We start from the raw sequence: 15,935 nt of genomic DNA on the forward strand, positions 1-15,935 counted from the left end.
ACATGGACAACGAGCAGAAACTTCGCGACTACCTCAAGCGGGCAACGGTCGACCTGCGGGAGAGCCGTCAGCGTGTGCAGGACCTGGAGGAGCGCGCACACGAGCCGATCGCGATCGTGGGCATGGCATGCCGGCTCCCGGGCGGTATCGCCTCCCCGGACGACCTGTGGGAGCTGCTGAGCGCCGAACGTGACGCGGTCGGTCCCTTCCCGGAGGGCCGCGGCTGGGACCTGGAGAACCTGTACCACCCGGACCCCGACCACCTCGGGACCTCGTACACCCGCGAAGGCGGCTTCCTGCACGAGGCGGACCGGTTCGACGCCGAGTTCTTCGGCATCGGCCCTCGCGAGGCGGCGGCGATGGACCCCCAGCAGCGGTTGCTCCTGGAGACGGGCTGGGAGGCTTTCGAGCACGCGGGCATCGCCCCGACCGCGCTGAGGGGCACCCGTACCGGGGTGTACATGGGCGTCATGTACGACGACTACGGCTCCCGCCCCCATGCGCCCGAGGGCTTCGAGGGCTACCTGCTGACCGGAAGCGCGGGCAGCGTCGCGTCGGGTCGTCTGGCCTATACCTTCGGCTTGGAGGGGCCGGCGGTGACGGTCGACACCGCGTGTTCGTCCTCGTTGGTCGCGCTTCATCTCGCCGCTCAGTCGCTGCGTCAGGGTGAGTGCTCGATGGCGCTCGCCGGTGGTGTGACGGTGATGGCGACACCGGGCACGTTCGTGGAGTTCTCCCGCCAGCGCGGGTTGTCGCCGGACGGGCGCTGCAAGGCGTTCTCGTCGTCGGCGGACGGCACGGGCTGGGCCGAGGGCGTGGGCGTGCTGGTGCTGGAGCGGCTGTCGGACGCGGAGCGCAGCGGGCACCGGGTGCTGGCGGTGCTCCGTGGTTCCGCGGTGAACCAGGACGGTGCGAGCAGCCAGCTGACCGCGCCGAACGGGCCTTCGCAGGAGCGGGTCATCCGGGCTGCGTTGGCCAACGCGCGGCTGTCGGCGTCCGAGGTGGACGCCGTGGAGGCGCACGGTACGGGTACGCGGCTGGGTGATCCGATCGAGGCGCAGGCGCTGCTGTCCACCTACGGCCAGGCCCGCGGGGACGACAACCCGTTGTGGTTGGGTTCTCTCAAGTCGAACATCGGTCACACGCAGGCCGCGGCGGGTGTCGCGGGCGTGATCAAGATGGTCATGGCGATGCGCGAGGGGGTCATGCCCTCGACCTTGCACGTGGACGAGCCGACCCCCGAGGTCGACTGGTCGGCGGGCGCGGTGCGACTGCTGACGCAGGCCCAGCAGTGGCCGGAGCTGGATCGTCCGCGCCGCACGGGTGTGTCGTCCTTCGGCATCAGCGGGACCAACGCTCACGTGATCCTCGAAGAGGCGCCGCACGACCGTGCCGTCGACCCGGTGACAGGACCGGATGCCGCTGTACGACCGTCGGAGTCGGGCCCGTCGACGCTGCCGGCACCGTGGTTGCTCTCGGCCAAGTCGGAGAGCGCGCTACGGGCACAGGCGAGCCGGCTGCTGGCCTGGCTCGCCGACCACCCCGAGGTGGATGACGCCGATGTCGCCGCCGCCCTGACCGCTGGGCGCGCTCAGCTGGGTCGGCGCGGCGCGGTGCTCGGCGCCGACCGGGCCGGTCTGCTCGCCGGCCTCACGGCCCTGGCCGCGGGTTCGGCATCCCCGCACGTCGTGTCAGGTGCCGCCACCACCGGCGAGACGGCCTTCCTGTTCACCGGCCAGGGTGCGCAACGCGTCGGTATGGGCGCGGGGCTGGCTGCCGCGTTCCCTGTGTTCTCCGCCGCCCTCGACGAGGTGTGCGCGGAATTCGATGCCCTGCTGGGGGTATCGCTGCGCGAGGTCATGTTCGGCGAGACCGGTGGTGCCGGGAACAGCGTCGGCGACAGCGAGCCCGTGGCCCTGCTCGGCCGGACGGAATTCACCCAGCCCGCGCTGTTCGCGTTCGAGGTGGCGCTGTATCGCCTCTTGGAGTCGTTCGGCGTGACCCCGGACGTGGTGGTCGGGCATTCGATCGGTGAGCTGGCCGCGGCCTATGTGGCCGGGGTGTGGTCGCTGTCCGACGCGTGCCGGCTCGTCGCCGCCCGTGGTCGGTTGATGGGCGCGCTGCCGACCGAGGGAGCGATGCTCGCCGCCGCGGTGTCGGAGGAGCGGGCGCTGGAACTGCTCGCGGCCGGGACGGTCTCGCTGGCGGCCGTGAACGCGCCTGCGGCGATGGTGTTCTCGGGCGAGACGGCGGCGATCGCCGCACTGCAGGCCCTGCTGGCGGACGAGGGGGTGAAGACGAACCGGCTGACGGTCAGTCACGCCTTCCATTCGGCGCTGATGGAGCCGATGCTTGCCGAGTACGAGCAGGTCGCCAGGTCGGTGGCGTACCGGGCGCCACGCATGGATGTGTGCTCCACGGTGTCCGGTGCGCCGGCCGGCCCCGAACTGCTGACGCCGCAGTACTGGGTGCGGCAGGTGCGCGAGGCCGTGCGGTTCGCCCCGGCGGTGCAGTCACTCGCCGACGCCGGCGTGCGCCGGTTCGTCGAGGTGGGTCCGGACGCGGTGCTGGCGGCGCTGACCCGCCAGACAGTGACCGACGAGGTGGCGTCCCGCTCGCTGGTCGCGGCGGCGGCACGGCGCGGCGTCGATGAGGTCGACCAGTTCCTGCGGTCGCTCGCCGCCGCCCATTGCTCGGGCGCCGGCGTCGACTGGGCGCCGCTGTCACCAGGAAGGCCGGTCCCCCACCTCGACCTGCCTGTCTACGCCTTCCAGCATCGCCGTTACTGGGTGCAGCCCGACGACGACGCGCTCGGTGACATGGGCCGTGCCGGCCTCTGCGCGCTCGATCACCCGATGCTGCGCGTCGCCGCGCCGCTCGCCGGTCGCGACGAATGGCTCTTCAGCGGCAGGCTTTCCACCACCGACCAGCCGTGGATCGCCGACCACACGGCCTTCGGATCGGTGCTTCTGCCCGGCACCGGGTTCGTGGATCTCGCGTTGGCCGCGGGCAGCCGCCTGGAACTGCCCGTCATGGACGAACTCGTCCTGGAGACGCCGCTGCTGTTCGACGGTGCCGCCGCCGTGGACGTGCAGGTCTCGGTGACCGAACCCGACCACACCGGCCGTCGACGCCTGTCGATCCACTCGCGTGCCGTCACCGGCACCGCGGGGGCCGACCCGGGCGAGCCGGACTGGACGCTGCACGCCACCGGCACCCTCGCCCCCGCCGACGGCGTGACGCCGGCCTGGACCGACCCCGACTGGCCGCCGGCCGACGGCACGCCGATCGACGGAACGCGTCTGTACGACCGGCTCGCCGACCTTGGATTCGGCTACGGCCCGAGCTTCCAAGGCGTGCGCGCCGCCTGGAGCAGCGGTGACGAGGTGTTCACCGAGGTGGCCCTGGACGAGACGACAGCGGGCCGGGCGGCGGGCTTCGGGGTGCATCCGGCGCTCCTGGACGCGACCTTCCACGCCGCCATCGATGTGCTCGCCGACGACCTGCCCGACGGCAGGCTGCCGCTTCCGTTCTCCTTCGGCGGCGTCCGTGTGTTCCGGCGAGGTGCCACCGCGGTCCGCGCCCGGATCATCCGTTCGGGTCCCGAGAAGGTGCGCATCGACGCCTGCGACGCCACCGGCGCCGCGGTGCTGTCCATCGACGCCGTGCTCGCCCGCCCCGCCGAGGCGAGCGCTCTCGCCGGTGCCCGCAGCCCGCTCTACGCCCTCGACTGGACGCCGGTGACCGCGCCTGCGGTGCCGGACCGGCGACTGGTCGCACTGGGCCGACCCGTCGCAGGCTGCACCGAGACGTTCGAGGACGTCGCGGCGTTCGCGACAGGCGGGGGCCACACGGGCGCGGCTGTGGTCTGGTCGCCCGAGACGGCGGCGGCGGACGGCGACGACGTCCCCGCGACCGTCCGCACCGCCGTGCACAACGCCCTCGCGGTGCTGCGCGACTGGCTCGCCGAACCGGGCTGCGCCGACTCGACGCTGATCGTGCTGACCCGCAATGGAGCGGGTCTGCCCGGTGAGACGCCGGACCCCGCGGCGGCGGCCGTCCGCGGCCTGGTACGCAGTGCGCAGTCGGAACATCCCGGGCGCGTCGTGCAGGTCGACCTCGACGACGACGACCTCGCGGACCTGCACCAGCGGATCGCCGCCGCAGTTGCCATGGACGAACCACAGCTCGCGATCCGCGACGGCGCCACGGTGGCACCGCGGCTGATCCGTGCGACCACCGTCGACCCGACCGGCGAGCACTTCGGCGACGGCACGGTCCTGATCACCGGCGGCACAGGCGGACTGGGCGCCGTCACCGCACGCCATCTGGTCACCCGGCACGGGGTGCGCAGCCTGTTGCTCGCCTCGCGCCGCGGCTTGGCCGCGCCGGGTGTCGCGGAGCTGGTCACCGAGCTGACCGCGCTGGGCGCCGACGTACGCGTCGCCGCGTGCGATGTCAGCGATCGCGCCGAGGTCGCGGCACTGCTGGAATCCGTACCGGCGCACGAACCCGTGACCGCCGTCGTGCACACCGCGGGCGTGGCCGACGACGGCACCATCGAGACCCTGACCGCCGAGCAGGTGGATCGGGTGCTCGCCCCGAAGGTCGATGCCGCCTGGCATCTGCACGAACTCACCCGCGACCTGGACCTGTCGGCGTTCGTGCTGTTCTCCTCCGCCGGGCCGCTGCTCGGTGGGCAGGGCCAGGGCAACTACGCGGCCGCGAACGCGGCGCTGGACGCGCTCGCCCAGGCGCGGCGCGGCGCCGGTCTGCCCGCGCATTCGCTGGCCTGGGGGCTGTGGAAGCGCGGCATGGCCGAGGCGTTGAACGACGCGGGCGGCGAGCACCTGGCGCGTCAGATCCGCACGCGTCTGGGTCTGTCCCCGATCGAGCCGGACACGGGCATGCAGATGTTCGACCATGCGTTGACCACCGGCGAACCGATGCTGATGACCGCGCTGCTCGACACACCCGCCCTCACCGCGCTGGGCCGGCTCGGCACGCTGCCCGCGGTGCTGCGCGGCCTGATTCACGTACCGCCGCGCGGCCAGATCGCCGACAGCCCGTTGCGCCAGCGGTTGCTCGACGCCCCCGCCGAGCAGTGGGAGGCGCTGATCCGCAACGAGGTCCGCGCGATCGCCGCCGCGGTCCTCGGCCACGAGTCGGCCGACGCCATCGACCCCGAGACACCGTTCACGGCACTGGGCCTCGACTCGCTCGGCGGAGTCGAGTTCCGCAACCGGGTGACCGCAGCCACAGGTGTCCAGCTTCCGTCCACGCTGGTGTTCGACTATCCGACCGCCGCCGCCGTCGCGGGCTTCCTGCGTACCCGGGTCGACGGTTCGGCGCCGACGCGACCGCGCCCCGCCTCGACCAGTACCAGGACCAGGGCCGACGAGCCGATCGCGATCGTCGGTATGAGCTGCCGGTATCCCGGCGGCGTCGAGAATCCCGACCAGCTCTGGGACCTGATCGACGGGCGCGTCGACGCGATCACCCCGATCCCGGGCGATCGCGGCTGGGACCTCGACCACCTGTACGACGCCGACCCCGGCAAGCCTGGCAGGATCTACACCCGAGAAGGCGGATTCCTGCGTGCCGCAGGTGACTTCGATGCCGCCTTCTTCGGAATCGGACCCCGTGAGGCCGCGGCGATGGACCCGCAGCAGCGGTTGATGCTCGAGGCGTCCTGGGAAGCGCTCGAAGACGCCGGTATCGATCCGACCTCACTGCGGGGCAGCGACACCGGAATGTACGCGGGCGTCATGTACCAGGACTACGGCTACGTGGCGCGCGAGGCCGCCGACGGTGCCGCGGAAGGCTACCTGGCGACCGGATCGGGCGGCAGCGTCGTCTCCGGCCGGGTGTCCTACGCCCTGGGTCTGGAAGGACCCGCGGTGACGGTGGACACGGCATGTTCGTCGTCGCTGGTGGCCTTGCACCTGGCGGTGCAGGCACTGCGCGCCGGGGAGACGTCGCTGGTCCTGGTCGGCGGGGTGACGGTCATGTCGACTCCGCTGCTGTTCGTGGAGTTCTCCCGGCAGCGGGCGCTGTCACCGGACGGGCGCTGCAAGGCGTTCTCGAATGCTGCGGACGGTGTCTCGTGGGCCGAGGGCGTCGGCATGCTCGCCCTTGAGCGGTTGTCCGACGCGCAGCGCAACGGGCGCCCGGTGCTGGCCGTGATCCGCGGCAGCGCCATCAACCAGGACGGTGCGAGCAACGGCTTGACCGCACCGAACGGTCCGTCCCAGGAGCGGGTGATCGCGCAGGCACTGGTCAACGCAGGGGTGACCGCGGCCGAGGTGGACGCGGTGGAGGCGCACGGCACCGGCACCACGCTCGGCGACCCGATCGAGGCGCAGGCGCTGATCAACGCCTACGGACAGGACCGCGCCGAGCCGCTGCGGATCGGGTCGTTGAAGTCGAACATCGGGCACACGCAGGCGGCTGCCGGTGTCGGCGGTGTGATCAAGATGGTGCAGGCGCTGCGGCACGAGGTGTTGCCGCCCACCCTGCACGTCGACGCGCCGTCGCCGCACGTGGAGTGGTCGCAGGGCGCGGTACGGATCCTGACCGAGGCCGAGCCGTGGCCGGTCGGGGAGCGTCCGCGCCGGGCGGGAGTGTCGTCGTTCGGGCTCAGCGGGACCAACGCGCACGTGATCCTCGAAGAGGCGCCCGCGGCCGCGCCGCGGCCGGTCGATCCACCGCGCCCGGCGGCCTTGCCGCTGCTGCTGTCCGCGCGGACGACCGACGCGCTGCGGAGCCAGGCGCGCCGTCTGTACGACGCGCTGCGCGAACGTCCGGAGCTGGACCTGACCGACGTCGCGGCGACGCTGGCGCTGCACCGCGCGCAGCTGGAGCAGCGCGCCGCCGTCGTGGGCGCGGACCGGGAGACGCTGCTGGCGGCCTTGGCACGCCTGGCAGCCGGCGAGCCAGGACCGGGCATCGCCGACGGCATCGGTCAGACGGGCACCACAGCGTTCCTGTTCACCGGTCAGGGCGCGCAGCGGACCGGGATGGGCGCTGGACTGTACCGGGCGTTCCCGGCTTTCGCCGCCGCGCTCGACGAGGTGTGCGCGGAATTCGACGCACACCTGGAGCATTCGCTGCGGGATGTGATGTTCGGCGCGACTGCCGAGGCGGCCCTGCTGGACCGCACCGAGTACGCCCAGCCCGCGCTGTTCGCGTTCGAGGTGGCGATGTACCGCCTCGTCGAGTCGTTGGGCGTGACGCCGGACGTGCTGGCCGGGCATTCGATCGGCGAGCTGGCCGCGGCGTACGTGGCCGGTGTGTGGTCGCTGTCCGATGCGTGCAGACTCGTTGCGGCCCGGGGCCGACTGATGGGGGCGCTGCCGGCGGGCGGGGGCATGCTGGCCGCCGCGGTGCCGGAGGAGCGGGCCCTGGAGCTGCTGGCGGCGGCCGATGCCGATCCGGCGGCCGGCGCGGTCTCGCTGGCCGCTGTGAACGCCCCCGACGCGGTGGTCTTCTCCGGAAACACCGAGGCGGTATCGGCGCTCGAGTCGAGGCTGGTGGCCGAGGGCGTCAAGACCAGCCGGCTGCGGGTGAGCCACGCGTTCCACTCCGCCCTGATGGACCCGATGCTGACCGACTTCGCGCAGATCGCCGCGGGCCTGACGTACCACGAGCCACGCATACCTCTGTGTTCCACGGTTTCCGGCGCGTTCGCAGGCGATTCGGTGGGTACGCCCGAGTACTGGGTACGGCAGGTGCGCGAGGCGGTGCGCTTCGCCCCGGCGGTGCGGTCACTGCTCGATTCGGGTGTGGGCCTGTTCGTCGAGCTGGGCCCGGACGCGGTGCTGACGACCATGACCCGCGCCACTGTGGCGACAGACCCCGCAGCGCGCGCATCGGTGGTCGCGGGATCCCGTCGCACGGTCGCCGAACCCGAGCAGCTGGTCGCCGCGCTGGCCACCGCGCACTGCGCGGGCCGGCCGGTACGGTGGGCGGCCTACTTCGGCGCTCGACCGCAGGCGCGGATCACCTTGCCCACCTATCCCTTCCAGCACGAACGATTCTGGCTCCTGCCCGCGGAGGCCGCCGCGCCGCTCGCCGGTGCCGACTCCGCCGACCATCCGCTGCTGCACGCCCAGGTGCAGCTCGCCGGCAAGGACGAGTGGCTGTTCACCGGCAGGCTCTCGCTGCGCACGCACCCATGGCTCGCCGACCACGCCGTCTTCGGCGCTGTCGTGATGCCAGGTACCGGATTCGTGGAACTGGCTCTGGCCGCCGGAGCCCGGCTCGGCGTGCCGCGCCTGGCGGAACTGGTGCTGGAGGCGCCGCTGACGCTCACGACCGACGGTGCCGCGGACATTCAGCTCGCCGTGGGCGAACCCGACGCCGAGGGGCACCGGACCGTGGCCGTCCACGCCCGCGCCGCCGACGCCTGGGTGCTGCATGCCCGTGGCCTGCTCACGCCCGCCGTGCCGGCCGCGGCGCCGGACTGGTCCCAGGTGTGGCCTCCGGTCGCGGGCGATCCGGTCGACGGGCAGCAGGTGTACCGCGCGCTCGGCGACCTCGGCTTCGGGTACGGCCCGGTGTTCCAGGGTGTTCGCGCCGCGTGGTCGCGTGGGGAGGAAGTCTTCGTCGACCTGGCGCTCGACACCGACACCGCGGAGCGCGCCACGGCCTTCGGACTGCATCCCGCGCTGCTGGACGCGGTGTTCCACGCGGCTGTCGGCCATCTCACCGAGGGCGGGTCCGACGGCCGGGTGCCACTGCCCTTCGCCTTCGACGGTGTCCAGCTGGCACAGTCCGGCGTGGGTGCCTTGCGCGTCCGCATCGCCCGCATCGCACCGAACACCTTGCGCGTGGACGCGGTCGACGCGACCGGTGCCCTCGTGCTGAGCATGGAGTCGGTGCGGGCCCGCCCGATCGACCAGCAGGCGCTGGCCCAGCTGCGCGGCGCGGCACCGCTGTTCGACCTGGAGTGGGTCGCCGTACCCGCCGTCTCCAAGGCGGACGCCGGGCGCATCGTCGTGCTCGGCGACCCGGCGACCGTCGAGGCCCCTGAGCCCCTGACATCCTGTGTCGATCTCGCGGAACTCACCGTGCTGCAGGACGTTCCCGACACGGTGGTGTGGTCGGCGCCCCGCGGAACCGGTGCCGGCGCGGCGGACGTTCACGCCGGCGTGCTGACGACGCTCGCACTGCTGCAGGGCTGGATGGGCGCCGATCACCCCGGCCGGCTCGCGATCGTGACGCGCACGGCCGCCGGACTGCCCGGCGAGGAACCCGATCTGGTCGGAGCCGCCGTGGCGGGCCTGGTGCGCAGCGCACAGTCCGAGCACCCGGGCCGGTTCCTGCTCATCGACCACGACGGCGACGCCCTGCCGATCACGTCGCTCGCCGAAGCCGTGGCCCAGGACGAACCGCACACGGTCGTACGCGAAGGCCGGCTCCTGGCACCGCGACTGCAGCCGCTGCCCGCCACCGAACCGGGCGCGCCCTTGTCGTTCGACCACGGCACCGTGCTCATCACCGGCGGCACCGGCGGCATCGGCGCGATCGTCGCCCGGCATCTGGTCGCGGCGCACGGCGCACGACGGCTGCTGCTGGTATCGCGGCGCGGTGCCGCCGCGGACGGCGCCGCCGAACTGGCCGCCGAGCTGACCGACCTCGGCGCCCACGTCCGGGTCGTGGCGTGCGACGTCACCGAACGCACCGCGGTCCAGGCCCTGCTGGCGGACATCGACACCGACGCCCCGCTGACCGCCGTCATCCATGCGGCGGGCGTCCTGGACGACGGCACGCTCGACACCCTGACCGCCGCGCAGACGACACGGGTGCTGGCACCGAAAGTCGATGCGGCACTGCACCTGCACGAGCTGACCCGCGACCTGGATCTGTCGGCGTTCGTGCTGTTCTCGTCCGCGGCGCCGCTGCTCGGCGGACAAGGACAGGGCAACTACGCCGCCGCGAACAGCGCGCTGGACGCGCTGGCACGCCTGCGGCGCAGCGCGGGCCTGCCCGCGCACTCACTGGCCTGGGGACTGTGGACCGTCGGCATGGCAGGGGTGCTCAGCGGGGACGGTGCCGAGCAGTACGCCCGCCAGATCCGGGCCAGGCTGGGCCTGCTCCCGATCGACCCGGATTCCGGGATGGCGCTGTTCGACAACGCACTCGCGAGCGATCGGGCGACACCGACGACGGCACTGCTGGACACGGCGGCGCTCACCGACCTGGCGCGCGGCGGCACGCTCCCCGCGGTACTGCGCGGCATGATCCGGGTTCCCCCGGCCGCCGCGAGTGCCGGTGTCAGCCTTGCGCGGCAGCTGGCCGCACTGCCCGACGCCGACCGTGACGCTGTGATCCTGCGAGAGGTGCGCAACGCCGCCTCGGCGGTCCTCGGCCACCTGTCCGGCGACGCGATCGACCCGAACGCGCCGTTCACCGAGCTGGGTTTCGACTCCCTCGGCGCCGTCGAATTCCGGAACCGGCTCGCACAGCTGACCGGGCTGACGCTGCCGTCGACGCTGATCTTCGACCACCCGACCGCCTCCGATGTGGCGAAACTGGTGGGATCGCGGTTCGAGGAAGAGGAATCCGACACCGGCGTGGTCGAGCAGGCACCGGCCGGCGTGCGCGGCACGATCACCGACCTGGTGTCGGCGGCGCATCGCCGCGGTGAGCTGGCAGGGGCGATGCCCCTGCTGACCGCGAGCTCGGCTCTGATGACCACGTACTCCGCCGACGAGGCTGCCGCACAGCGCCCGGCTGTGCAGCTCCTGGCGCGCGGCGCCGCGGCGCCGGCACTGATCTGCGTTCCCTCGTTCCTGGCGGGATCGGGCTCCCACCAGTTCGCCCGCCTGGCCCGCGAACTGGGCGGCGAGCGGCAGGTCAGCGCGTTGCGGCTGCCCGGCATGCGCGCGGGCGACGACCTGCCGGCGACATGGGCGGCGGCGATCGAGAGCCTCGCCGCGGCCGTCGCGCCGGAACTCGAGCGAGGGCCGGTGGCGCTCGTCGGTTATTCGGCCGGTGGTGCGCTCGCCCATGCGGTCGCCCGGCGGCTCGAAGACGACGGCCGCGAGCTCGTGGGCGTCGCGATGGTCGACACCTACTCCCCGGACGAGCACGAACTCAACCGCCTCGTGCTCACCGACGCGCTGGGGCAGATCCTGTCCCGGGACAACGCACTGACCCCCGTCGACGACCATGGCCTGGTCTCCATGGGCGGCTATGTGCGGATATATCCCGAGCGGGAGTTCAAGCCGATCGCCGCGCCGACGCTGAATCTGCGGGCCACCGTGACACTGAGCGGCTTCGGGGACGTCGACCCCGTCCCCGACTGGCAACACCGTGGACCGGCCGAGTACATCGAGGCAGATCACTTCTCGATCATCGAGGAGCAGGTGGCAGAGACCGCCGCGCACCTCCGGCGCTGGCTCGATTCGCTCAGCGGCCACTGATATCCGAACCCTGGCCTCTTGGAGCCGTCGAGGTCCCTCGACGGCTCCAAGAGCACTGGAGACATGAAATCCGTTCAGCCGCAACCATTCCTCAAGTGAAAATCCAGCAATTCTCAATTCCTTCAGAGGCACAAAACTACTCAGTCCGCAAATCCGGCAGAGGCATACAGTGCGTCCGGCCGCAATGGTTTCGGCGAGAAAATCCAAGCTTGACAGCGGTGTGGCGTCTGCTTATATTTCAGTCGGTCAAGTTCCCGCCCAGCGATATCGGAAGGTGTTCATGACCGCGCCTCTAGCGTTGCCGAAATCCAGGCAGCAGTTGATTCTCGCCATTCTTATGCTGTGTTCACTGCTGATTTGGATAGAAAACACCGTCCTGAGCAATACGCTGGAGACCCTTGCGGACCCGGTCCGTGGACTGGGGGCCGATCCCGGTCAGCTGCAATGGGCGACCGGTGCGTACACTCTGGCCTTCGCCACATTGATGTTCACCGCAGGCGCACTGGGCGACCGGTTCGGTCACCGGACTGTGTTCTCCAGTGGGTTGGTGATCTTCGCCGGGTCCTCGCTGTGTGCGGCGTACGCAGGCGATGCGGGCCAGCTGATTGCAGCTCGAGCTGCGATGGGGGTGGGCAGCGCGCTGATCACGCCCGCCATGATGGCCATCCTCATGTGGACCTTCACCGGCCCCGCACGGGCTGCCGCGATCGGCATTTTCTCGACGTCGGCCGGTGTCGGAATGGCTGCCGGACCGGTGCTGGCGGGGTTCCTGCTCGCTCATTTCTGGTGGGGCTCGGTATTTCTGATCAATGTTCCGGTCGCGGCATTGGCGTTGGTCGGGCTTGCCATGCTGGTTCCGAATTTCCGCAGCCCCACTCCGCGCCCACTGGATCCCGCTGGAATGCTGCTGTCGATCAGTGGGCTCGTGGCGTTGGCCTACGGGCTGATCCGGGCGGGGCAGGTGGCGGCGTGGAGTCGTACCGACGTCTGGGTGCCGATCGTTGTCGGTCTGGTTCTGCTGGCCGTCTTCGTACTCGTCGAACTGCGCCTCAAGGTGCCCAGCTTTGATCCGCGACTGTTCGCGCAACGCACATTCGGTGGCGGCAATGTGGCGCTCGGGCTGCTGCTCTTCGGCGTGGCCGCCATCACCTTCTACAACGCCTTCTACCTGCAGGGCGCGCTCGGATTTTCGCCGATGAAGGCGGGTTTGGCCAACATCCCGACCGCACTCGGCGCGCTCGCGGGGGCGCCCCTTGCCTCGCGCCTGGTTCGCCGCCTGCCGCTACGCCTTGTCACCGTGCCGCCGCTGGCCATGGCCGCGCTGACCATGGGCGGGTACGGGTTCCTCGGACTCCAGACTCCCCTCGTCTGGATCGAGATCCTGTTGTTGGTACAGGGTCTTTCGGTCGGCATGGTGATCGGCCCCGTCACGGCCGCATTGGTCAGCGACCTGCCGTTGGAACAGGCCGGTGCGGGATCGGCCGTCACCAACACCGTGCGACAGACCGGCAGTGTGATCGGTATCGCCGTAGGCGGCACGATCATGTCGATCACGTACCGAAATGCGATCGAACCTTCGCTGGAGGGTGCATCCGGTCCGGTGCGGGACCAGGCGCGAGTCTCCGCCGAACAGGCCCGCCACGTCGCCACCGCCATCCACCGGCCCTCTCTTGCTCAGGCTGCTGATGATGCGTTCATCCATGCCATGCACGTCGGTGCGGGCTGGATCGCGGCCATCGCACTCCTCGGAGCAGCTGTGCTGCTGATCACCCTGCCTTCGCCTTCTGCCGGAAAGAAGAATGTTCCGGCCCCGGAGCCGGACTACGCAGAGGCCCGCAGCTCCTGACCTGGCCCTGGCATTGAGCACATATGGCGATGACCTCCAGCTGCCTGCCGTCGGCCGGACGGTGCGCTTGGCGGCAGCGGCACATTTCACCAAGTAGGTCAAGGAGACCCCTGTTGTCGAACATCACTGATCCCGCTGTGCGTGCGGTCGAATCGGAGCAGGATTATGTTTCCTCCTTGTACGAGTTGCTCACCGAGCGGCTTTCGGAGGCGCGAGCAAATCGAGCGAGTGTGCTGAAGGCCAAGGCGGACAGCGCGGGTGAGGCATACGAGAGAGAAATCGCCGCCGAGCGTCTGACCAAGGAAATCGGCCGGCTGGAAGGCGCCGAAAAGGGGCTGGTCTTCGGGCGCATCGACTGGACGGACGGCACGGCCCTGCGCATCGGGCGGATCGGACTGCAGACGGAGGAGGACGAACTGCCCCTGCTCGTGGACTGGCGCGCGAACGCGGCGCGACCCTTCTACGAGGCGACACCGGTCCACCCGATGGACCTGCGGCGCCGTCGGCACCTGCGCCTCGAGGAGCGCACGGTCGTCTCGGTGAGCGACGAACTGCTGGACGGGACCGCCCCGACCGACGAGGACGTCGTGGGGGACGGCCCGTTGACCGAGGCTCTGTCGGCACGGCGTACGGGCAGGATGCACGCGGCCGTCGCGACGCTGCAGGCCGAGCAGGACGAGATCGTCCGCTCCGCCCACCGTAAGGTGACCGTGGTGCAGGGTGGGCCCGGCACCGGCAAGACGGTGGTCGCCCTGCACCGGGCGGCCTACGTCCTGTACGCGTTCCCGCGCGCCGCGGAGGAGGGTGTCCTGGTGGTGGGCCCGAACGCCCGGTTCCTCGACTACATCTCCCAGGTCCTTCCCTCGCTCGGAGAGAACGACGTCGTTCTGGCGACCTGCCGGGAACTGGCCGGAGTGTCGGTGGACACGGTGGGCCCGTTCGACACGGCGCGACTCAAGGGCAGCTCCGACCTCGCCGACGCCCTGGCCGGCCTGCTGCGCGTCCACCAAGCCCCCGCCGGTGACTTCACGGTGCGGGTCGGACAGGATCTGGTTCACCTCCCCGGCGAGGAAGTCGCCGCGGCACGCGACGCCGCCGTGGCAGCCGTACAGGGGCACAACCCCGCGCGCCAGGTGTTCAAAGAGCTCTTGGTCGACGCCGTCACCGACGCGATGCAACGAGACATGGGCGACATCCTGGAGCAGATCGACGCCGATGCCGAAATGATGACGGGCATCAACCTCGACCGGTTCACGGGAGTCGCCCAGCGCCGCGTCGAAGGCGCGGCCGACTCAGGTCCGGTCCACGAGCTGGACCTGGACGCCATCCGAGCCGATCTCCTCGACGACGCCGCCGTCGACCGAGCGGTCGAGGTGTTGTGGCCGCGACTGCTACCCGGTGACCTCGTGAAGGCGCTCCTGACGGACACCGAGGTTCTGGCCGAGCGCCTGCCCCGCCTGACCGCGCAGGAGCGGTCCCTTCTGCTGCGCGGTCCGGACGACCCGTGGACCGACGCCGACGTGCCGTTGCTGGACGAGGCGACGAGCCTGGTCGACGGCCCCCCCGAGCGGACGTACGGGCACGTGGTCGTCGACGAGGCGCAGGAACTGACCGCCATGCAGTGGCGGATGATCGTCCGCCGCTGCCCGTCGAGGTCGATGACGCTGGTGGGTGACTTCGCCCAGGCAGGCCCGGTCGCGACAGCACGCGACTGGAAGGAAGCACTGAGCCCGCACGTCGGACTGCGGTTCAAACTGCACGAGCTGACCGTCAGCTACCGCACCACGCAAGAGATCCTGGAGAGCGTCCGGGATCTGCTCACGCGGATCGCTCCGGACCAGAAGCCCACGCGGTCACTGCGAAGCGGTGAGATCCCTCGCACCGTGACCACAGCTCCGGACGGGTTGGTCACCGCCGTCGTTCAGGAACTCCGCGCCCAGAGCACCGCGCATCCGGGCGAGCTTCTGGGAGTGATCTGCGCGGACACCAGGGTGAGCGAGCTGACGGCCCAGGGCGTCGCTCAGCACGCACGCATCGTGCCGGCGTCCGAAGCACGCGGCCTGGAATTCGACGGGGTCGTCGTCATGAACCCCGAGGAAATCATCACGAACCGCCCCGGTGGGGAAAGGGACTTGTACGTAGCCCTGACCCGGGCCACCAAGCGCCTCTGCACCATCACCGTCCAGCCCGCCTGACGGCTCGGCGCCCGCGCCGTCGGCGCGGGCGCACCCGACGCGGCATGGACACCGGCCCGCGCGCACGGGGCTGTTCGCCGCCGACGAGTTTTTGCGCGATCAGGCCGGGGTCATCGAACGCGGCAAAAAGTTCCGTGGTCCTGTGCCTGACTTTCACTTGAGAGATGCTTTATCGATCGAGCGTGGTGGAAGCGCAGGAACTCCTACCTCGCAGGTCAGCAGGCACCTCTTCCCTATTCTCCGCCCTATGGCAGCCCATCACGCGGTGGCTGGTTCGCGGTGGACAGTTCCCGACGCTCCGTGCCATCCTCATCTGCCGAAGGGCGAACCTTCCAGATTTAGCGTGAGAAAACGAGGGATCGCCGGTACGGCTGACGGGGGATCGCTGATATGAGTAGCGTGAAAAGCAGGCTGACATGGCAACCGATTTCGAGCGGCGGAAATCACGAAAACTATAGCAGTCAA

General features: G+C 70.8%; 3 protein-coding genes. All 3 read left to right on the plus strand.

Annotated features, from left to right (window positions below; translation table 11 throughout):
* Positions 1 to 2 precede the first annotated feature (2 nt).
* Positions 3 to 11,429, plus strand: coding sequence for a type I polyketide synthase (locus AB0L75_RS23735; protein WP_365184038.1), 11,427 nt, complete (start codon positions 3 to 5; stop codon positions 11,427 to 11,429).
* A gap of 280 nt (positions 11,430 to 11,709) precedes the next feature.
* Entirely contained in the window at positions 11,710 to 13,275 is a 1,566-nt protein-coding gene (locus tag AB0L75_RS23740) for an MFS transporter (protein WP_365184040.1), read from the plus strand.
* Between the two features lie 176 nt (positions 13,276 to 13,451).
* Positions 13,452 to 15,470, plus strand: coding sequence for an ATP-dependent DNA helicase (locus tag AB0L75_RS23745; RefSeq protein WP_365184043.1), 2,019 nt, complete (start codon positions 13,452 to 13,454; stop codon positions 15,468 to 15,470).
* Positions 15,471 to 15,935 lie beyond the last annotated feature (465 nt).

Origin of the sequence: Streptomyces sp. NPDC052101 (assembly GCF_040680235.1) — a bacterium.
In the GTDB taxonomy this organism is placed as follows: Bacteria; Actinomycetota; Actinomycetes; order Streptomycetales; family Streptomycetaceae; genus Streptomyces.